The 19,395-nt window shown below is 65.8% G+C and carries 20 protein-coding genes; 9 read left to right on the plus strand and 11 right to left on the minus strand.

The window, feature by feature from the left end; translation table 11 throughout:
* The first annotated feature begins 129 nt into the window (after positions 1-129).
* Together E2F48_RS03390 and E2F48_RS03395 are read left to right on the plus strand one after the other, a co-directional pair.
* Entirely contained in the window at positions 130-324 is a 195-nt protein-coding gene (locus tag E2F48_RS03390) for a hypothetical protein (protein ID WP_165968675.1), read from the plus strand.
* Between the two features lie 57 nt (positions 325-381).
* Entirely contained in the window at positions 382-906 is a 525-nt protein-coding gene (locus E2F48_RS03395) for a hypothetical protein (protein ID WP_133402559.1), read from the plus strand.
* A gap of 22 nt (positions 907-928) precedes the next feature.
* On the opposite strand, the gene E2F48_RS03400 is transcribed toward E2F48_RS03395, so the two are convergent.
* The 6 genes from E2F48_RS03400 to ligD all read right to left on the minus strand — a co-directional run bounded on the left by E2F48_RS03400 (position 929) and on the right by ligD (position 6,019).
* Complete coding sequence (locus tag E2F48_RS03400; protein WP_133402560.1) at positions 929-1,324, minus strand: response regulator transcription factor; 396 nt, start codon at positions 1,322-1,324, stop codon at positions 929-931.
* A gap of 13 nt (positions 1,325-1,337) precedes the next feature.
* Positions 1,338-1,595: a PLDc N-terminal domain-containing protein gene (locus E2F48_RS03405; RefSeq protein ID WP_133402561.1), complete on the minus strand. Its 258-nt coding sequence runs from the start codon at positions 1,593-1,595 to the stop codon at positions 1,338-1,340.
* A 60-nt stretch (positions 1,596-1,655) separates the two neighbouring features.
* Complete coding sequence (locus E2F48_RS03410) at positions 1,656-2,555, minus strand: hypothetical protein (RefSeq protein WP_133402562.1); 900 nt, start codon at positions 2,553-2,555, stop codon at positions 1,656-1,658.
* A 37-nt stretch (positions 2,556-2,592) separates the two neighbouring features.
* Positions 2,593-2,847, minus strand: a complete 255-nt coding sequence (locus E2F48_RS03415; protein WP_133402563.1) for a hypothetical protein — start codon at positions 2,845-2,847, stop codon at positions 2,593-2,595.
* A 94-nt stretch (positions 2,848-2,941) separates the two neighbouring features.
* Complete coding sequence (locus tag E2F48_RS03420; protein WP_133402564.1) at positions 2,942-4,648, minus strand: GAF domain-containing sensor histidine kinase; 1,707 nt, start codon at positions 4,646-4,648, stop codon at positions 2,942-2,944.
* Between the two features lie 348 nt (positions 4,649-4,996).
* Complete coding sequence (ligD, locus tag E2F48_RS03425) at positions 4,997-6,019, minus strand: non-homologous end-joining DNA ligase (RefSeq protein ID WP_133402565.1); 1,023 nt, start codon at positions 6,017-6,019, stop codon at positions 4,997-4,999.
* A gap of 405 nt (positions 6,020-6,424) precedes the next feature.
* On the opposite strand from ligD, the gene E2F48_RS03430 reads away from it, so the two are divergent.
* Positions 6,425-7,597, plus strand: a complete 1,173-nt coding sequence (locus E2F48_RS03430) for a CBM96 family carbohydrate-binding protein (protein ID WP_246018490.1) — start codon at positions 6,425-6,427, stop codon at positions 7,595-7,597.
* Between the two features lie 268 nt (positions 7,598-7,865).
* Here the strand turns inward: E2F48_RS03430 and E2F48_RS17560 are convergent, their stop codons facing one another.
* Complete coding sequence (locus E2F48_RS17560) at positions 7,866-8,357, minus strand: hypothetical protein (protein WP_246018491.1); 492 nt, start codon at positions 8,355-8,357, stop codon at positions 7,866-7,868.
* A gap of 252 nt (positions 8,358-8,609) precedes the next feature.
* Here E2F48_RS17560 and E2F48_RS03440 point away from each other — a divergent pair, with 252 nt between their 5' ends.
* The gene (locus tag E2F48_RS03440) at positions 8,610-9,068 is read left to right on the plus strand and encodes a hypothetical protein (RefSeq protein ID WP_133402566.1); all 459 of its coding nucleotides are present in this window, start codon (positions 8,610-8,612) and stop codon (positions 9,066-9,068) included.
* A 484-nt stretch (positions 9,069-9,552) separates the two neighbouring features.
* Here the strand turns inward: E2F48_RS03440 and E2F48_RS03445 are convergent, their stop codons facing one another.
* Together E2F48_RS03445 and E2F48_RS17710 are read right to left on the minus strand one after the other, a co-directional pair.
* The gene (locus E2F48_RS03445) at positions 9,553-10,506 is read right to left on the minus strand and encodes an NmrA/HSCARG family protein (protein WP_133402567.1); all 954 of its coding nucleotides are present in this window, start codon (positions 10,504-10,506) and stop codon (positions 9,553-9,555) included.
* 102 nt (positions 10,507-10,608) lie between these two features.
* Entirely contained in the window at positions 10,609-10,743 is a 135-nt protein-coding gene (locus E2F48_RS17710; RefSeq protein WP_281274784.1) for a hypothetical protein, read from the minus strand.
* A 336-nt stretch (positions 10,744-11,079) separates the two neighbouring features.
* On the opposite strand from E2F48_RS17710, the gene E2F48_RS03450 reads away from it, so the two are divergent.
* A complete protein-coding gene (locus tag E2F48_RS03450; protein ID WP_133402568.1) occupies positions 11,080-12,393 on the plus strand; it encodes a hypothetical protein in 1,314 nt (437 codons plus the stop codon).
* A gap of 59 nt (positions 12,394-12,452) precedes the next feature.
* On the opposite strand, the gene E2F48_RS03455 is transcribed toward E2F48_RS03450, so the two are convergent.
* On the minus strand, positions 12,453-13,349 hold the full coding sequence (locus E2F48_RS03455) for a LysR family transcriptional regulator (protein ID WP_133402569.1): 897 nt from the start codon (positions 13,347-13,349) through the stop codon (positions 12,453-12,455).
* Between the two features lie 126 nt (positions 13,350-13,475).
* Between E2F48_RS03455 and E2F48_RS03460 the strand changes: the two genes are divergently transcribed.
* From E2F48_RS03460 to E2F48_RS03475, 4 genes are all read left to right on the plus strand, one after another.
* The gene (locus E2F48_RS03460; protein WP_133402570.1) at positions 13,476-14,858 is read left to right on the plus strand and encodes an MFS transporter; all 1,383 of its coding nucleotides are present in this window, start codon (positions 13,476-13,478) and stop codon (positions 14,856-14,858) included.
* Positions 14,859-14,907: 49 nt separating this feature from the next.
* The gene (locus E2F48_RS03465; RefSeq protein ID WP_133402720.1) at positions 14,908-15,657 is read left to right on the plus strand and encodes a 3-hydroxybutyrate dehydrogenase; all 750 of its coding nucleotides are present in this window, start codon (positions 14,908-14,910) and stop codon (positions 15,655-15,657) included.
* Positions 15,658-15,820: 163 nt separating this feature from the next.
* Positions 15,821-16,072, plus strand: coding sequence for a hypothetical protein (locus E2F48_RS03470; RefSeq protein ID WP_133402571.1), 252 nt, complete (start codon positions 15,821-15,823; stop codon positions 16,070-16,072).
* A gap of 176 nt (positions 16,073-16,248) precedes the next feature.
* Positions 16,249-17,307: an LLM class flavin-dependent oxidoreductase gene (locus E2F48_RS03475; protein WP_133402572.1), complete on the plus strand. Its 1,059-nt coding sequence runs from the start codon at positions 16,249-16,251 to the stop codon at positions 17,305-17,307.
* A gap of 83 nt (positions 17,308-17,390) precedes the next feature.
* Here the strand turns inward: E2F48_RS03475 and E2F48_RS03480 are convergent, their stop codons facing one another.
* Positions 17,391-19,394, minus strand: a complete 2,004-nt coding sequence (locus tag E2F48_RS03480) for a GAF domain-containing sensor histidine kinase (protein ID WP_133402573.1) — start codon at positions 19,392-19,394, stop codon at positions 17,391-17,393.
* Between the last annotated feature and the right edge of the window lies 1 nt (position 19,395).

Genomic DNA, 19,395 nt, shown 5'->3' on the forward strand with positions numbered 1-19,395 from the left:
CACGGGAGGCCGAAGCCTGCCAGCGCTCTCTGCTGCCGGCCGTCCGGCTCAAATCGTTTCCCCGCTGCAGCCCGCCGTCCTACGGTTTAATTACACGCAGGTGGTCCAAAACGGAGAGAAGTGAGAACGGTGGCAGCCGACGCACTTAGGAAATACCCGCTCATCCTCGCCCTCGGCGCAATGCTCCTCGTGGGCTGTGATGACCCCGGGAACCAGGACGGCGGAGGTTCCTCACCGGAGGAGACCTCGCAGTACGACGACAACAACGGCATCGATACCGACCAGGGTGACGACGCCCGCGGTGAAGACAACGACAACCAGTGACACCCGGCCGGGGCGGGCGTCCGCCGTCGGCCCCGCCGGCAGGACAGGAGTGCGCAAATGAAACGGCGTAAGAGGCGGGTACAGAATTCGACCGGGGTGCGGCTGACCCTGATCCTGGGGTCCGCGGTGCAGGGGGCCTGCGCGGGCCTCGTGGGCGCCGCCGCCATGACCCTCGGCGAGAAAATCGAGCAGGCGCTGACCAAGCGGCCCGACTCGTATGTTCCGGGACGCACGCTGCGCACCCTGCTCGGCCGGCCGGTGTCGGACCGGGCGAAACCGGCCGCGGCCAATGTGGCGATGCACTGGGGAACGGGCGCGCTGCTCGGGGCGCTCCGGGGCATCTGGGCCATGACCGGCATCCGCGGGGGCGCCGCCAACGCCACCCACACCGTGGTGCGCCTCGCCTTCGACCAGACCCTGGAGAACGCGACGGGCGCCGGTGCGCCGCCGTCGCTCTGGCCGGTCGGGGAGAAGACGGTGGACTACCTCCACAAGGCGGTCTACTCCCTCGTCACGGGAGCTGCGGCCGACCGGTGGATCGCCCCGCGGCTGATCTCACGGCGGGGTGTCCGCAGCCACTGAGCAGACCCGGGATGGTTGCTGCCTAGGACGGGACCGGCACGTTGCGTTTGTCCAGGCCGTCCTCAATGCGCCGGCGCAGCTCCGCAGGGCGGAAGGGCTTGGTGAGGTATTCGTCGGCCCCCGCCTCCGCGCCGCGGGCCTCATCGCGGGGGTCGGCGCGCGCGGTGAGCATGACGATCAGGGTTGAGGAAAACCGGCGGATCCGCCGTGCCACCTCAAACCCGTCGATGTCGGGCAGGCCGACGTCGAGAGTAACCACCTGCGGGGCGATCCGCCGCACCATCTCGACCCCCGCCTGGCCCGCGGGCGCGGTGTGCACGGTGAATCCGAATCCCGTGAGCACCGCGTGGAGGAGGTCGCGGACGTCGTCGTCGTCTTCAATGACCACCGCGGCACGCGCTGGTTTATCGTCTTGCATTCGGCAAGTCTACTCAACGCGGGGCCGCGGGATGGCGGCGCCCGAAGAGGAAGTAGGCGATCGGCCCGGCGACGTTGAGGAGACACGCTGCGGCCCATGCGGCCCTGCGGCCCCGGACCGCGGCCGCAGGGCGCCTGGCGAGGTCGGTGAGCGCAACGGCCATCAGCGTCGCCTGCACCGTTCCCAGCGCCATCACGGCTCGGCGCTGGTCAGGGTCGAGATCCTTCCACGACTTTCTGCGGGCCTCGCGGCCCCGGATGCTTCGGCTCATCCTGAATCCTTTCGGTCGGCGGCGCAGGGCGCCCGTGGCGCCGGCTCCGGCTGAGCGGTGTTACGAGGAATGAGCCGCCTGGGGGGCCGTGACCGCGACCAGGCCGACCCGCAGCTGCGGATCGGGGCGGTGCGGCACATCGGCGGTGATCCGCAGTTCCCAGCGCACCCGGAACCTCCCGGAATCCAGCGACGGCGACGGCAGGAAGCGCGGAGTGGCGACCTCGAACGGGATCACGGCCTCCGCTCCGGCGGCGGGCAACCCCTCCGTCACGGTGGTCGTGACGATCGTGTTTTCGGTGTGGCGGGGATGCTTCTGGGGGCGTTCACCGGACTGGCCCGCCGGCGTGGGCCCGTAGGCGACCGCCTCAAGCATTACCAGCTCCACCCGGACCGAACGCAGGGCTCCGTGGCGCGGTGCCACCCGGAGCCGCCCGGTGATCGGCGTCGCGTTGGTCAGGATGCGCCCCGAGAGTTCGACCAGCTCGAGGGACGCCGTCCACTCGACGGTGGTTTCCGGATCCTGGGCGGCATCGGAGCTGCAGCCCGCCGCGGCCGACTGGACGGTGAACATGCCCTCGCCTACGGATTCCGAGTCGTCCTGGGCGGACATGCGCACCCGAAGGATCCAGGAGATGCTGATCAGCTCCCCCCGCACGGAGGGAAGGTTGAGCGCCGGGACGGTGACGACGGCGCGGGTCCGATAGGTCTCCCCCGCCATCACCCTGCCGGCCGGCGGCAGGGGCTGCTGCGAGATGACATGGGTGGAGCGGTCCCGGGCGGTGTAGATCACGCCGTGGAGGTTGGTGCGGCCGTACCCGTAGTCGATCACCTGGACTACCTCGAGGACCACCTGATCGGCCACCACGTCGCGTTCGGCGACGGCCTCGATGTCGACGGCGAAGCTTTCGCCCTCCACCACGGCACGTTTGGCCGGAAGCGGACGGATATCGATATCCAAGGGGGGTGTTCTGCGCTGCTGCATCGGCCGGCCTTTCCTACCCCTGAGGGAGCGGCGGATTCAACGGCGCCGCCAGCTGCTGTCCGGCGGCTTCATCGGACTTCCGCGCAATGAAGCGCAGGTCCTCGGGGGTCAACTCCATCTGGCCGTGCTGGCTATCGCTCTCCGGGTGGCCTGCGGCCCGACGGACAGCCCCGGCCACCGTCCGCGGAAGCACCGCACATCCGCGGTTCGTCGTGATCCATCGGCGGGTGGGCTGGTCAAGCTTGTCCCAGGTTTCCTCAAGGCTCATTAAATGCTCCGATCCGTTGGAGATGGTGCGCCGTCGCCACAAGTAAAGCGCAAGTTCCGGCCCCTGCACAGGGGCTTTCGTCCTCCACCGGCCCTTACCGCGGAAGAGGCACCGTCCACGAGAGCCTCGTTCCATGGCCCGGGGCGCTCACGGGGACAAACGTTCCCCCGACCGCCGCCGCACGGTGCTGCATATTGGAGAGGCCGCTGGTGCGGCCGGGGTCCCGGAAGCCCTTCCCGTCGTCCTCGATCAGCAGCTTCACCTGCCCTCCCCGCACCGAGACGGTGATGGTGATGTGGAGCGCCCCCGAGTGCCGCAGGGCATTCGACAGGCCCTCCGAGAGCACGGCCAGCAGGTGACCTGCCACCGGTTCCGGTATGCCGTCCACCGGGCCGCGCATCTGCAGCTCCGGCGTCGTGCCCGCCTGCCAGGTGCCGTCCTGCACCGCCCGGACGATCCGTGAGCTAAGCCGCTCGCGCCCGCCGTTGTCGCCGAGGGCGTAGATGGTGTCCCGCAGCCCCCGGATCGTCTCATCGAGTTCCCCGGTGATGGAGTTGATACGCTGCTGCGCGACCGGGTCCGTTGTGTGGCGGCGCAGGCTCTGCACGCTCAGTCCGGCGGCGAAAATGCGCTGGATCACCAGGTCGTGGAGGTCCCGCGCGATGCGGTCCCGGTCGGAGAAGACGATCTGCTGCTCGCGCATGAGGTGGGCGTGGGCCAGCTCCAGGGCCAGCGCCGCACGCGAGCAGTACACCTCGTTCATCTCGACGTCGACCTGCCCGTACCCGGGCGCTCCGAACGGGCGGGCAAGGATCAGGATTCCGGCGTGGGTACCCTTGTGGCCCAGTGCCGCCACCAGGACGGGACCGAGTTCCTCAGCGGCCGCCGCCCCCGCCCAGAGGTCAGGGGCCCGGCACAGGACGGAATCCCCGGTGGTCAGCAGGTGCGCGATGGGAGTGCTGTCGGCGGCGATGGCGTGGCCCTTAACCAGGTGGCTGTCGCCGACGGCCGTGCCGCAGCGCAGCACGCGGCCGCCCGGATCGGGGAAAGCGATCATCGCCACTGCGGACTCGGACTGCTCGAGGGCGCCTTCGGCAATCAGGTCGAGGCCCGCGGCTTCGGCCGTGGGGTTGCCCATCAGTCGTTCGCTGACGTCCATGCCGGCCTCGAGCCACCGTTGGCGCCGCGTGGCGTCCTCGAACAGGCGCGCGTTTTCGATGGCGACGCCCGCCGCTGCGGCCAGCGCCACGGCGAGCTCCTCATCTTCGGCCGTGAAGTGCTCCCCGCCCTCCTTCTCGGTGAGGTAGAGGTTTCCGAAGGCAACTCCGCGCACCCGCACCGGAACGCCGAGGAACGTGCGCATGGGCGGGTGGTGTTCGGGGAAGCCGCTGGCCTGCGGGTGCTCGTTGAGGTCGGAAAGGCGAATCCGCCGGGGGTCCCGGATCAGGTGCCCCAGCACCCCGCGGCCCTGGGGCATCTCCCCGACGCGGCGGGCCTGGTCCTCCTCCATGCCGACCGTGACGAAGTGGGTCAGGGCGTCGTCGGGTCCGATGACCCCCAGCGCCCCGTAGCGCGCCCCCACAAGCTGGCAGGCGGAGGTCACCACCCGGTCAAGCACCGCCTCGAGGCTGAGGTTCTCCGCGAGGGACATGACCGCGGAGAGCAGGCCCTGAAGCCGTTCCTGGGTGTGGAGGAGGTCCTCGGTGTGCGGCAGGAAGTCCTTGAGCACCTGGTCCGCGCCGGCCAGGGAGGACTGCGCCACGGACGCACGGCGGGGGCCCGGCGCCGACGCCGTCACCATAGTCCACCGCCCGCGGCCCGGCCCGGCCCGGCAGGGGGCGCCTCCAGGCGTCCGCCCTCCGGCGGCCGTTCCACCGGCTGCGCGTAGATCGCATCGATTCCGGCCATTGCACTCCCCCGACTTCGGCAAACCCACTTGGCAGCGGAAGGATCCCCTTCCGCCGGTCAGCACCCCAGCCTGCCCGCATCGCGACCTTCAGCGGGAGGCGCTCCTTCGCCCCGCCGCATCCTAAATAATCCTGCGTCTTTCCTAAAGTTTTCCTCTATTTTTCCTACACTGTCCATTCTGCGGGTGTTTTCCCGCCCAGCGCCACCCCGCGTGTCCTCCGGCGTCACGCGCGGGAGGCCGCTACCCCTTGGCGCGCGCCCGGCTTGGCTGCACGCGCGGGGGCTCGCCGGGCATCTTCGGGTAGTCCGGGGGAAAGGGAAGCTCGCCGAGGCCGGCCTCCACGTCCCGCTCCCACCAGCCAAGCAGCGTGTCGATGGTGCCCGGTTCGGAGTGCATGTCCGCCCACGGATCCCCCCGGTCCGCCAGCCGCGCCGGCACTGTCACCACCGTGAAGCTGCGGGGGTCAGCGGTGCCCAGTTCGTCCCAGGCGAGGGGGCAGGACACCGGGGCGTGGGGCAGGGGGCGCGGACTGTACGCCCCGGCCATGGTGCGGTCCCGGTTGGCCTGGTTGTAGTCGACGAAGACGAGCCGGCCGCGTTCCTCCTTCCACCACGCCGTCGTCACCTTATCGGGCATGCGCCGCTCGAGTTCGCGGGCGGCGGCGATGACGGCGTGCCGAACCTCGAGGAACTCGTGCTCCGGGCGGATTGGAGCGAAGACATGGAGTCCGCGGTTGCCCGAGGTCTTCACGAAGGAGGTCAGTCCGGCCTCCGCAAGCACCGAGCGCAGTTCAAGAGCGGCCGGAACTGCCTCATCGAAACCGGTGCCCGGCTGCGGATCGAGGTCGATCCTCAGCTGGTCGGGGTTGTCCGGGTTGCCGGCACGCGAAGCCCAGGGGTGAAACACGAGGGTATTCATCTGAGCGGCCCACACCACGGCAGCCGGCTCGTCGAGGACCAGCTGCGGGTGGGACCGGCCGCTGGGGTACACCACCGGCACGGAGCGAACGAAGTCGGGTGCGCCCTTGGGGGGATTCTTGGAGAAGAACTGCTCGCCGTCGATGTCGCCGGAAAACCGCTGCAGGGACACCGGCCGGTCGCCGTTCGCGGCGAGGAACGCCTCCTGTACCCCGATGAGGTACTGCACCAGGTCGAGCTTCGTCAGGCCGAGCTCGGGCCAGAGCACCCGGCTGGGACTGGAGACGCGTACGTCGCGGGCGCCATGAGGGCCGGGGACGGAGACGGTGGTTTCTTCGCGGGCCATGGGAGCACCCTACTCCGGGGGGCCCGCCCCGTCAGGGCCGGTCCTACGGGAAAAGGAAAACGGTGCCGGATCGGGAAGTACCTGTGACGGCGGCAAATTCCGCGACCGGCCCAGGGGGATCAGCCACGGCCGGTCAACGACGGAGAACATTGTGCCGGAGGTGCCACGGAATATATTGGAGATCGATTGCTCAGTCTTTGTTCCAGGTTTACCCTTTAAGGCAGCTCACATTACGCCTTCGTTGTTCTCGGTCGACGCTGGCTCCGGGCAGCTGGATACATCAGATTCCTAGTAGGAACAGCGATCAACATGAAGGCTACGAGCGTTCAGGCGTTGCGAACCCGGCAAAACCGATATGGCATGCAGTTCCGGCTTAGATGCGCAGCGGTCGCATCGTCAATTCTGATGATCTTCGCAATCATCACTCCGACAACCGCAAGCGCCGCGGCCACAACCTCGTTAGTCATGGACTCCTACGTTCAGGCGGACAGGGCGACTTCAAATTTTGGGACCAGCACCCGTTTATCTACAGAAGGCCGCGCGTATATCTGGCGGAACTCGCTCCTACGGTTCTCCGTGCAGGTTCCCGCTGGCGAGCACGTTGTTTCAGCCAAACTTCGGGCGTATTCCGAGGCATCTGCAACTTCCACCGAGTTTGTGGATGTCTTCACTACATCCGGCGGCTGGACAGAGAAGGGCGTCACGTGGAATAACGCACCGGCACGCGGGACATGGCTTGGGAAGGCCGGCGGATTCGCCACCGGCTCCTGGGTGGAATGGGATGTAACCAAGGGTGTCAACCCGAAGGGCGGCGAGCAGAACTTCAAGCTGGAAAGCAACGCGAAGAAGTGGATCGCGTTCAAGTCAAAGGAATCGTCAAACTCCGCACTGCGCCCAAGACTGGTGGTGACGACTGCGCCCGACACGATAACTTCCACCGAGGCGGCCGTAGTCCATGGGTGGGGCGCGAGGGTGGCCGGGGACGAGTTCAATTACACCGGCGCGCCCGATGCCACGAAGTGGAATGTCTACAACAGTGCCGGCCACGCGGGCAATGGTCTCCGGAGCCCTCAGCAGGTTACCGTGGACGGTTCCAAAATGGTTATGACTGGAACCCCTGACGGCACGACTGCTGGAATGGGCGCGAAGTTTTCAAACCAGAAGTACGGGCGTTGGGAAGTCCGGGCGGCCGGGTCCGGTGACAACGAATACCACATGGTGTCCATCCTGTGGCCCGATAGCGAGAATTGGCCGTGTGACGGCGAGATTGACTACGCGGAGACGACCGGCGACTGGAACGTCATTAAGTTCTTCCACCACTATGGGTGCTCAAACTCGCAGACTTATGCGATTAGGCCTCTCGACGTAAAGCAGTTCCACAACTACGCGGTTGACTGGTCTCCGCGCGGAATCGTGGGCTACGTCGATGGCGTGAAGTGGTTTGAAGACACCGACCCCGCGCATCAGCCTCCCGGTCCGATGCACCAGACCCTGCAACTGGACTGGTTCCCTGACAGCACTGCCAATGGCGCCGGCGAAATGCGGGTGGACTGGGTCCGCGTGTACGCGGCGGGCTGAACATCCACCATTTCCACGACCCGTCATAGTCGCCCACCTACCTTGACGGGTTAACCAACCGGCCCGAGAAGTGAATATTCCGGAAGATAGCAGGACCCATCATTCACGAGCTGTGGCTCACTACGTGGTTCACCGCGCAATGCGCAAGAGGTGGCCCCTCATTTCTTCGCCCCGAGATGTCAGCGCCAGCTCCTGCGGCAAGGGACCGCCCTGTAGATCGCTGGTGCATGCGGATGGATCTGGCGGATATCGCACTCATGCGGCCGGGTCAGCGGATGATGGTGAGCGGCTTGCGCCGCTCCGCACAGGACGCCCGCTCCAGGTCCGCGGCGCCTTGTACCCGGTTGTTTGTGCCGGTGTCGTCGCACCAGTCAACTTTGTGCGGGGTCGCCGTGACGGCCGCTTCTCCGACCGCCATCTGGGCCGGGACGCGGAAGGTAAAGGTGAACGCGCCGGCATCTGTCATCGGAGCCGTCGTACTGATGATCTCGACGCCCCGTTCATCGGCGATGACGACCTGGATCCGGGCGTTCTTCCCGTACCGGGGATTGCAGTCGGCCTCTGGTGCTGCGACAGTGACCAGCGATCCCGGCTTCGCCTCGCTCGGAGTGACGGAGTACTCGGGCGGGAAGCAGGGCGGTTCGGCGGATAGGTCGGAGGAGCATCCGCCGACGGCGGAGATCAACGCGGCCCCGATGACGGAGGCAAGGGCGAACCGCCCCCCGGTCCTGCTGCCGGAACACCTGAGCGGGAACTTCATGACCCCTATTGTGGTGCGGATTGCTCGAAGTTCCCCCGGCAACCGGCATTCGTTCCCGTACCGTTGCCTTACCCGCCGGCCAGGTGGCGCCTCGTCAGCGACGGCCCGCGCCGCGTACCGGCGGCACCGCCACGCCCTTGCAGCACTTCCCGTTGAATTTCCGCAACGGCCAATGAGAGGGAGGGACCCTCCCGGGAGCAGCAGGTTGGACGGACTCTGTTGTCAGGCGCGCCCCGACGCTAAGCTCCCCCTATGGGGGAACAATCAACGCCGCTTGCGAGCGCCTTTTTCAGGATGGTCATCTTCGGCGGCGCAGTCGGGGTTGTGACCAGCCTCGGCCTGCATATCATCGGCTTTTTCAACTCGGGTCTTCCACACCCCATGACCGTGCTGGGAAACGCCGGAATGGCGTTCCTGACCGGCTTACCGGCCGCCGCGTCGGCAGCGGCACCGGCCCTGGGGATGCACCGACTCGTTGAAGCCAGAAAGCCCGCACTGCGGATTCCTGTCGCCGCCCTCGGCGCTGTACTGGGCCCGTTGGCCGCAATCAGCCTGCTCACAGGGGTGCCGCCGTTCGAGGCGCCGGTACCGACGCTGGGATGGGCCTTGTTCCTCCCGGCCGCCGCAGTGGCCGCTGTCCACTTCACCAAACCTCTCCGGCAGAGCCGCGTATTACAAGCCTCTGCGGGAGGCGCCCCCCTGCTGCGCTGAACCCGCCCGCGAAACCGCCCGGTGGAGGATCGGGTTGTGGGAGAGCTTGGGGCCACGGAGTAATGGCCTTCGACCCACCTCAGCGTCATCTCGATGGCCGGCTACCGGATCCTCACCGCCGGTCAAGCGGTCGCTTCAACTGGAGACCGGGCGAGGAGGACGGCTACGCCCACAGTGCATCTGACGTCCGGCCGACAACCGCCTGACCCTCCGCTGACCCACTGTGCTGAGTCGTCCAATACAGGCTCCCAACCGACAAAGCGGGCGCGACCGGAAGACCTGGGCCGGCATCGGCCAAACGGGTGATCTTCAGCCAAGAGTACTGAAGGTCGTGGGGGCGGGGTGATGAGCACGGCATAGGGGTGCTCACCGATCAAATCCTGCGGCAGGTCACCGATAGTGGTGACGGTTGCCGCACCGGATTGAGGTGAAGGAGGGGCATCACCCGTCGTGGGTGCTGCCCCTCATTCTCCGCGCCGGCTTGTTATGCCACCTTCTTCAGCGCCTCAGCGTTTTCGGCCGCCCAGGTGCGGAAGTCCTTCAGACCAGGAACGAATCGGCGGAGCCACTCCAAATCCCGAGCGCCGGTGAACTCCTTGTCGAAGTCCCCGTAGTACTGGAACATGTTGCCAGCCTCTTCTGCGCCGGGGAAGCCGAGGCCTCGGAATGTGTCGTAGGGCACGGACTGGAAACGCACGGGTTCGCCAATGACTTCGGCGAGTTGGCTAGCGTACTCCGCGCCGGTGAGGTGATCGCCTGCGAGGCTGACAGTCTTACCGATGTACTCTCTGCCGGCCGAGAGGATTGCGACCACAGTGCGGCCGATGTCCGTGACATCAACCCCCGCGAGAAGCCGGCCTTCTTCGAAGGGGATTGTCAGCGTCAGGACGCCATCGTCTCCCCGCTGGGGGGCCATATTCGACATGAAGTTCTGGAAGTAGAAGGTCGTGTTCAGGTAGGTGGTCGGCACTCCGGCGTCGGCGAAGAGAGCGTTGCCTTCGCCCTTCGCGTCAAAGTGCGGCACGTTGTATTGATCCTGCAGCACCGGCATGCGCGCGTCATCGAGGGGAAGCAACTCGCGGGTGTCCTCGAGGGTTGACCAGACGACATGTGCCACATTGGCCGCTGCGGCTGCACGGGCAAGGACGGCAGTCTCGTCAAGCTCCCGGCGGGCGGAACCGTGCGCCCAGAAGTTTGTTACCAGGAACGCGCCGTATACACCCGTGAGTGCTGCAACGACGCTCTGCTCGTCCTCGAAATCCGCGCGGACAACATCCGCGCCAAGCTGGCGCAGGGCTTCCGCCGATGCAGAATCCGGGTCCCGGGTCAAGGCACGGACTGCGAAGCGCTTCTGCGGATCGGCCAGAAGGGCTCGGACGACACCACCTCCCTGGGAACCGGTCGCTCCGGCCACTGCGATGATTTTCTGCTCACTCATGACTTACCACCAATCACTATGTTGTTGATGTGTCAATCGTATCGTTGTTTGATTGATGTATCAACAAGGTGTGGATCACCCAGGTCCTGGTCGGTTGCCGCTTCAGACCTGGGAGGTGGGCATCGCCCAGAGTTCGGCGATGGAGGATCGGCGGGGCTGGGTCACCATGAACGCGATCCTCTCGGCGAGGTCCTCCGGTTCCAGCGGCTTCCGGATGGCCCTGGCCCCGGAGATCATGTCCTTGACTGCAATAGCGGAAACCCGGCGGTTCAACACCGAGCAAGCACGCCAAGGCCGAGGCGGCAGCGCCGCTGCGGACACGGCCCCTCCCGCCCCTACCTTCATTTCATTTAGGGTAGGCACAGTCGTTGACACCCCCAGTGGGCGCATTTTAAGTTGTGGTGCCAAAGGAAAGTGCGGCTAGGGCCGCCGCCGCGAAGTATCTTGTCGCCGAGCAGGCACCGTTTTTTCAGTTATTCATGACAGGGCTGGCATCCATCGCAAGGCCCTGCCTCCTATCGGAGAACAATCATGACCAAACCTGTCCGCCGACAAAACTGCGAGGGCACCCCCATGCGTTTGCTGCGCCTTTTCATTGCTCTGCTAGTCGCGGTGGCCGTCACTGCCGCGCTCCCCATCACCGTCCAGGCGGCCGATCTCGGAAAGCCTGGGCAATCATACGCAGGTGACGGCGTCACAACCCCGACTGCGGACAAGGCCCAGAGCAAGCTGTGGGTCCAGGATGGGAGTTGGTGGGGCCTGTTATGGAGCGCGTCCGCAAATGCAACGAAGATTCACAGGCTCGACGCCGCAACGCAGGTCTGGCAGGAGACGGGAACGGTTGTTGACGCGCGGCCTAGTGCGCGCGGCGACGCGCTCTGGGACGCGAAGGCCGGCAAGCTCTACGTTGTGTCGGGCACGACTGTGCGCTCGGAGTGGGGTTTGCCACCGTCACTCTCGGAGGTGAGTTTCGCACCGTCCCAGGCGGAGGTGACCTCCGGGTCCGCAGAGCTTCACCGGTTCAGCTACAACGCGTCGACGAAGACCTACTCAGAAGACGCAGGATTCCCCGTCACCCTTCACAGTGGGAGCTCGGAATCGATTACGGTGGCCAAGGACTCCGTCGGCAAGCTGTGGGTCACCTACACCGTCGTCGCGCCCGACAACACCAACCGCGTTTACGTTAACCACTCGACGACGAGCGACACCGCGTGGGGGACCCCGTTTGTCCTGCCGACAGACAACGCCGAGGCGCACCACGACGACATCTCCGCAATCACGTCCTTCCAGGGCAACAAGATCGGAGTCATGTGGAGCAATCAGCGGGCGGAGCATAGGAGGTTCTACCTCGCCATCCACCAAGACGGCCAGCCGGAGAAATCGTGGCAGACAGAGGTCGCCTTCGGGGGAGGAACCAACTGCAGTGGAGGATGTGCGAACGACCATCTAAACCTCAGGCAGTTGACAAGTGACGGTAGCGGCCGCCTGTACGTAGCGATCAAAACAGCCGCTCAGCAACGCGGTCAAACGTTTGTGGCGCTCCTTGTGCGGGACAGTAAGGCCAAGTGGACCAGCGCGCAGTTCGGCGCTGTCGAGGACGCCCACACCCGGCCCATGGTCATGATCGACGAGGAAAACCGTCAGGTCTGGATGTTCGCGGTCGCCCCGGAGGCGGGCGGCACCATCTTGTACAAGAAGGCGCCGCTTGACAACGTTTCCTTCCCGCGTGGCGCCGGTACGCCCATCATCAGCAGCAGTACCGACAAGGACATCAACGACCCCACAACAACGAAACAAAACGTCAACGGCCAGACCGGCCTGGTGGTGTTGGCCGCCTCGAGAACCAACGCTCGGTACTGGCACGCCGCCATAGATCTTCGAAACTAGTCCACCCCTCCACCGTGACAATGAAGAACACCGCCGCCGCGGCCAGCGGATCGGCGGCCCTAGCCGCGGCCCAGCAGCTTCTCGCGGTCTGTGGCCATCTGCTCCCGCAGTGCGCGAACCACGGCGGCCACCGCAGGACGCCGCATCGAGTCGGGGCGGAGCACCATCCAGTAGGGCAGTAGTTCGGCGACGTTGGCAGGCAGCAGGCGGACGAGGTCGTCGTGGAGGTCACCCATGAAGCAGGGCAGGAAACCTATTCCGGCTCCTGCACGGGTGGCTTCCACATGGACAAAAACGTTCGTGGACGTGAACCCGTCCCGCATCTCGGGCACCAGCCGCCGCGGGGCGTCCAGGGCATCCACCTGCAGCATCGAATCCACAAAGTAGACGAGCGGATGCTCCTTGAGATCGGCCATGGTGGCCGGGATTCCATGCTCCGCCAAATAGCCCCGCGAGGCGTAGATCCCCAGCATGTACTCGCCCAGACGGACCGCTTCGGCCCGGTGCACCTGAGGTTCACCGACCACCACCTCGATGTCGAGTCCGGAACGCTGCTGCAGGGCACGCCGGGTCATGGTCACAACCTCCACGCTCAGCCCCGGATGTTCGCGCCGCAGCCGCGCTACGGCCGGCGCCGCGATGTAGGCGCTGAATCCGTCCGTGGCGGTCATCCGCACGACGCCGGTGATCGGGTCGGGTGCCCGTCCAGCGGGGCCGAGTGCGCCCACTGCCGCCTCCACCTGCTCCGCCACCAGCACCGCCTGGGCTCCAAGAGCCGTCAGCTCCCAACCGCTGGTGGCCCGTGCCAGAACCCGGCCGCCCAGTGCCTTCTCCAGGGCGGCGATCCGCCGCGCGACGGTGGTGTGGTTCAGTCCTAGGGCCTGGGCCGCCGCGGTGAACTTGGCGGAGCGGGAAACCTCGAGCAGGACCAGCAGGTCGTCAGGACGGGCGATCATATCTGCAATTATGCACAGTTATGGTGCTGTACTCGCCATGGACGGGACCGATCTGTGCAGTAAAGTCCATCGGAGCATTAGTGCTGAAGATCACAGCATGCCATTCCATGTTCAAAGGAGAACCCCATGAGCGTCGAGCAACGCCCGCCGCGTAAGGCAACCGGAACCGCATCCCAAGGTTCCGGACTCAAGAAGATCGTCGCCGCCTCAATGGTGGGCACCGTAGTGGAATGGTACGAGTTCTTTCTCTACGCCACGGCCGCCACCCTGGTTTTCGGCAAGTACTTCTTCCCTGCCACCGGGAATGAGCTGGACGGCATCATCCAGGCCTTCCTCACCTACGCCGTCGGGTTCGTAGCACGCCCGCTGGGCGGCATTGTGTTCGGGCAGATCGGTGACAAGCTGGGCCGCAAGCCCACGCTCCAGCTGACAATCGTGATCGTAGGCGTGGCAACGTTCCTGATGGGCTGCCTGCCCGGCTTCGCCGAGATCGGCTACCTGGCGCCGGCGCTGCTGGTCGCGCTGCGCTTCATTCAGGGCTTTGCCCTGGGCGGCGAATGGGGTGGGGCCGTCCTGCTGGTTGCGGAGCACAGCCCCGCAAAGTCCCGCGGGTTCTGGTCCAGCTGGCCCCAGGCCGCCGTTCCGGTGGGCAACCTGCTGGCCACGCTCGTGCTGTTCATCATGTCGTCAGTGCTCAGCAGCGAAGAGTTCCTCAGCTGGGGCTGGCGCGTGGCGTTCTGGCTTTCAGCGGTGATCGTCTTCGTTGGCTACTACATCCGCACCCATGTCACCGAAGCGCCGATCTTCTTGGAGGCCAAGGCTCTGGTGGAGAAGGAGCAGGCCGTCAGCTACGGCGTCTTCGAAGTGGTCCGCAAGTACCCCAAGGGAATCCTGCAGGCCATGGGGCTCCGTTTCGCCGAGAACATCATGTACTACCTGGTGGTCAGCTTCTCGATCGTCTACCTCAAGACCGTCCACCAGTACGACACGTCCTCGCTCCTGCTGGCGCTCTTGATCGCCCACATCGTGCATTTTCTGGTCATACCGCAGGTAGGACGTCTCGTGGACAGTTGGGGCCGGAAGCCGGTCTACCTTGTCGGAGCCGTCCTCGGTGCCAGCTGGCCGTTCTTTGCCTTCCCCATCTTCGACACGCGCAATGCCGCGGCCATCGTTGCCGCCGTCACCGTTGGGCTGTGCCTGCACGCGTTCATGTACGCCGGGCAGCCGGCCATCATGGCCGAACTGTTCCCCACCCGCATGCGCTACTCCGGTGTATCGCTCGGTTCCCAGGTAACCTCCATCTTCGCCGGTTCGCTGGCTCCGCTGCTCGCCACCCAGTGGCTGAAAGACACCGGCTCCTGGGTGCCCACCGCGGTCTACCTGATTGTGGCGTGCGCCATCACCTCGGTTGCCGTGCTGAGCCTGAGGGAAACGAAGGGCATCGCGCTGGAGGAAGTGGACAGGGCAGACGCCGCCCGCGAAGGAGTAGTCCCGGCCGGAACGCGCTGAGCTGCTGGTGAGACAGTCCGTTCGTACAACAGAGGAAGCCGGGATGGACATGGAAGACGCTTTGAAGGGCCGCAAGGCATTGGTAACCGGAGGTGCCAGTGGAATCGGTGCTGCGTGCGTCCGGGAACTGGCGGGGCGGGGCGCGGAAGTGGTGGTGGCCGACGTCGACTCTGCCAGCGCCGCCGCTCTCGCCGATGAGGTCGGCGGCACCTCATGGACAGTGGATCTGCTGGACGTGGACTCGCTCACCACCGTGAGTCTGGACTGCGACATCCTGGTGAACAACGCAGGAATCCAGCGGATAAGCCCGATCGAGGAGTTTGATCCGGCGGAATTCCGCAGGATCATTGCCCTGATGCTGGAAGCACCGTTCCTGCTGATCCGGGCCGCGTTGCCCTCCATGTACGCCAACGGCTTCGGACGCATCATCAACGTGTCCTCCGTGCACGGACTCCGCGCTTCGGCGTTCAAGAGCGCCTACGTTTCCGCCAAGCATGGCCTGGAAGGGCTGAGCAAGGTGACGGCACTCGAAGGGGGCGGACACGGCGTTACCTCCAACTGCATCAATCCCGGCTACGTCCGAACCCCTCTTGTGGAGAAGCAGCTGGCAGAGCAGGCCCGCGTTCATGGCATCCCCGAAGCCGAGGTCCTGGCCAAGGTGATGCTTACCGAATCGGCGATCAAGCGCCTGGTGGAGCCGACGGAAGTAGCGTCACTGGTGGCGTGGCTGGCATCGGACGACGCCGGAATGGTGACCGGCGCCAGCTACACCATGGACGGCGGCTGGTCCGCGCGGTAACGGCCACGGTCCGGTAGACAGAGTGACGCATCCCACGTGGCGGCCGGCGGCTGGATGGCGGAGGGATGGCAAGCGGCGTCTTCACCGTCGGTTCATGGCGCGTTCACTTCCTCGTGGAAGCCTTGGAACACATCGATCATGCGGGGCGGAACAGGAGGGCGGCGTGTCACAGGCAGCTGACGGGCACGACAGTGCAGCGGGCGTCGGGTCACCGGAAACCGGGATGAACTGGAAAGACCTGCGCCGCGGGCAGGCTGTGACCGTCGAGCCGGTCGATGGCCACAGCCTCCCCGGGTGGGTCGACGATCTCGCCGAGGACCGCAGCATGCTGTGGATCCAGCTCGGTGAGGGACGGGGACGCCGTCTGATCCACTATCAGGACGGTGTCGCCATCCGGGCCCGCCGGCGGGGATAGGGTCACTGGCTGCTGGCGCCAGGAGCGGCAGCCGTCGAACGGATCAATATGCTTCAACTCATGGGTAAGGGGCGGCGTGGATGACGCGAAGGGTAACTTTCCTTCCTCCCCGCGGGTGGCGCGAGACCCGGCGCATAGTCTGAGATCAGTTGCACACCGATCCTCGAAGGAAGCCCATGCCCGTCTCCCCCCGCCCGCTACGCAAGCTCGGATTCCTTACGATCGGTTTGTTCGACCCGGCGGATCCGGCCGCAGGGCATGAGTCGACCCTGCAGGTCATCGAACTCGGCGAGCGGCTGGGGTTTGACAGCGCCTGGCTGCGCCACCGCCACCTGCAGTTCGGCATCTCCTCGCCGGTTGCGATGATGGCCGCCGCCAGCCAGCGCACCTCCCGGATTGAGCTTGGGACTGCCGTGACACCGGTGGGCTGGGAGAACCCGCTGCGCCTGGCCGAGGATCTGGCCACGGTCGATCTCCTTTCGGGCGGGCGAATCAATCCGGGCCTGAGTGTTGGGGAACCGATGCACTACGACACGGTGAAGGACGAGCTGTACCCGAATTCGTCGGCGTCGGAGGACTTCAGCTACGCACGCGTGGAACGGTTCGCCCGCTTCGTCGCCGGGGAGCCGATACGGGCCTTCTCCGGAAGGCAGGGCGTGGTCGAGGAGTTTTCCGACCGTGTCGAGCCGCACTCCCCCGGGCTCCGGCAACGCCTGTGGTACGGGGCAGGGAGCAGGAGGTCGGCCGTCTGGGCCGCAGCGAATGGGTTCAACCTGCTCTCCAGCAGCGTGATCTTTCCTGACGAGAACCAGGACCCTGTCTTCGACCAAATCCAGCAGTCCCAGATCCGCGCCTACCGTGAAGCAGCGGCGGCATCGCCCGAAGCGCCCGGAGGGGCCCGAGTCTCGCAGGGCCTGGTGGTGATCCCGACCGATTCGGCGTCGTCGAGCCAGCGGGAGAAGTACACACAGTATGTGAAGGAACGCCTACCACGCACCCGGGCACCGCAGGGGCCGCGGGGGATGCTGTTCGCCCCGGATCTTATCGGCACCAGCGACCAGATCGCGGAACAGCTCTACGCACACGCCGGCTTCCAGGAGGTCGATGAGGTGGCCTTCGCCTTACCGTTCAGTTTCGATCATGAGGACTATGTCCAGATCCTCACGGACATCGCCACCATCCTGGGTCCCGCCCTGGGATGGTCCCCGGCGGAAGCCGTCCAGGACCCGCAGTAGGAGCCGCGTCCCCTCATCGCCGGGCACAGTGTGGGGCGGGCTGGAACGAGCCGGACCGAGGTGAGTCCTGATGGCGGCTCCAGTCACCTGTCCCGGTCGTGTTGCGAAGCCGAGGACAGTGGAAGAGTCACGTCGAGGTCCGTGCCGGATCCCGGTGGGCTCGTGATGGTGATCGTTCCACCGGCGGCCTCGATGCGGTCGGTCAGTCCGGTGAGTCCGGTTCCCATGTCAGGGTCGGCGCCGCCCACGCCGTCGTCGCGCACCCGTAGGTGAAGCTCGTCGCCTGCTTCCGAGAGCCAGGCGGCGACGTCGACATGCTCTGCGTGTGCGTGCTTGATCGCGTTCGTGATCGCCTCGGCGGCGGTGAAATACCCTGTCGTCTCTACCGTCCCGGGAAGCCTGGGCAGCAGCAGGTGCAAGGTGACGGGCACCGGCAGGTCGGTGACGAAGGATTCAATGCCGGCCACGAGACCTCCTCGGGTAAGCGCGACGGGCAGGATGCCCCGCACCAGGTCCCGCAGTTGCCGGTTGGCTTCCTCGGCGTGCATCAACGCTTCCTGAATGAGGGCGGCCGTGGACATGCCGTGCGCGCCCCGGTCGCGGGCGAGCTTCAGCGCCAGAATGGTGTGTACCAACCGCTGCTGCGCTCCGTCGTGCACATCGCGTTGCAGCTGGTGCCGTGCGTCGTTTGCGGCTTTGACCATGCGCTCCCTGGATGCGATAAGCGCCTCCCTGGCCCGGGCGTTGGCAAAAGTGGCCGCAGCGAGATCAGCAAAGGCTTCCAGATCGGTTCCGGCAGGGTCCGCCGTCGAATCCGGACGGGGCGCAACGAGCAAAGCGCCGGACAACTGGTCTGCGACGGTGACGGGTACCCCGGCGTGGGCTTCTGCGTCGCCGCCGAACACCCAACGCGCGGCGGAAGTAATCTCGTCGAGGTGCCTTGAGCCGCGCTGGCTCCGCTCGACAGGTGTTTCTTTGACCGCGGGGAGTCTTGTTCCTGCCGCGATCCCGCTTTGACAGGCCGCCGCGATCACCGGTCCGTCCGCGTCGAATCGCACGAGCACGACCGGCGAGTCAGCGAGCAGGCGGGACAGTTCTGCCGCGATGGAATGGAAGACGTCCGACGGCGCTGCGCCGCTTGCAATGAGCTCGGCAATCCTGCGAAGTGCTGCCTGCTCCTCGGCAAGGTGACGCAGGTGCAGGCGGGTCAGGATCGCGGACACGACCTGGCCGGCGACCTGCGCGAGGTTCCCTAACCGCGCACTGGTCGTATCGGGTAACTGGTGGGCCTGCGCTTCAATCTCGAGGTAAGCCCACGTGCGCTCGTGGGTCTGGATGGGGTAGGACAGGGATAAGTGATCCTCCGCCGTCGAGGTCGGGCTTTCTGGAGGTGACGAAAGCGTCATCGGGTCGGGATTGATCGATGCCCGCGCGACGCCTCGCAGGGTCAGCGCGTGAGCCACTGTCATCGCCACCGCGGTTTCGGATGAGGTGCCCGTTACTGATTGCTCGGCCAAAAGCCGGATTGCGAGATCGTGCTGGGCAATAGCGCTCAGTTCCTCCCGGGCTTCGATGTTGGCGATCGTCGTCACAACGAGTTGAGCGAAGCTCTCGAGTCTGTCTTCAGTGCGCCTGGGTAGGGGCCCGGTGAGTGAGGTGGCTGAGAACGCACCCCAGACGACGCCTTCGATGATCACCGGTACTGAAACGCACGCCCGAAGCCCATATTTCTCGGCGAGCGCGGCGTTGACCTCGAGCCTGAAGTCATCAACACGCACGCTGGATTTCTGATGGCGTACTCGATACGGCTGGGTACCCGGTCCGAACTTTATGCGGGTGCCGATCGGCGTCGGGCCGGCATGGGCGGCCACGACCGTGATTTCGTCGCCAGCGGTGTATCGAGTGATCGTGACCGCGTCACCGTCAAGCTGCCGGGATGCCTCAATCGCTGCCAACTGAAACACATCTTCAGTGCGGCTCGCTCTCGCAACGAGGTCAGCGATGTCGCGGAGAGAGCGCCCTTCGCTGGCTAGTCTCTGTAACCCTTCGAGGTCATGATCGGGAACCGGAAGCTCGGAAGGGCTCATG

Source organism: Arthrobacter crusticola (assembly GCF_004357995.1).
Taxonomy (GTDB): domain Bacteria; phylum Actinomycetota; class Actinomycetes; order Actinomycetales; family Micrococcaceae; genus Arthrobacter_D; species Arthrobacter_D crusticola.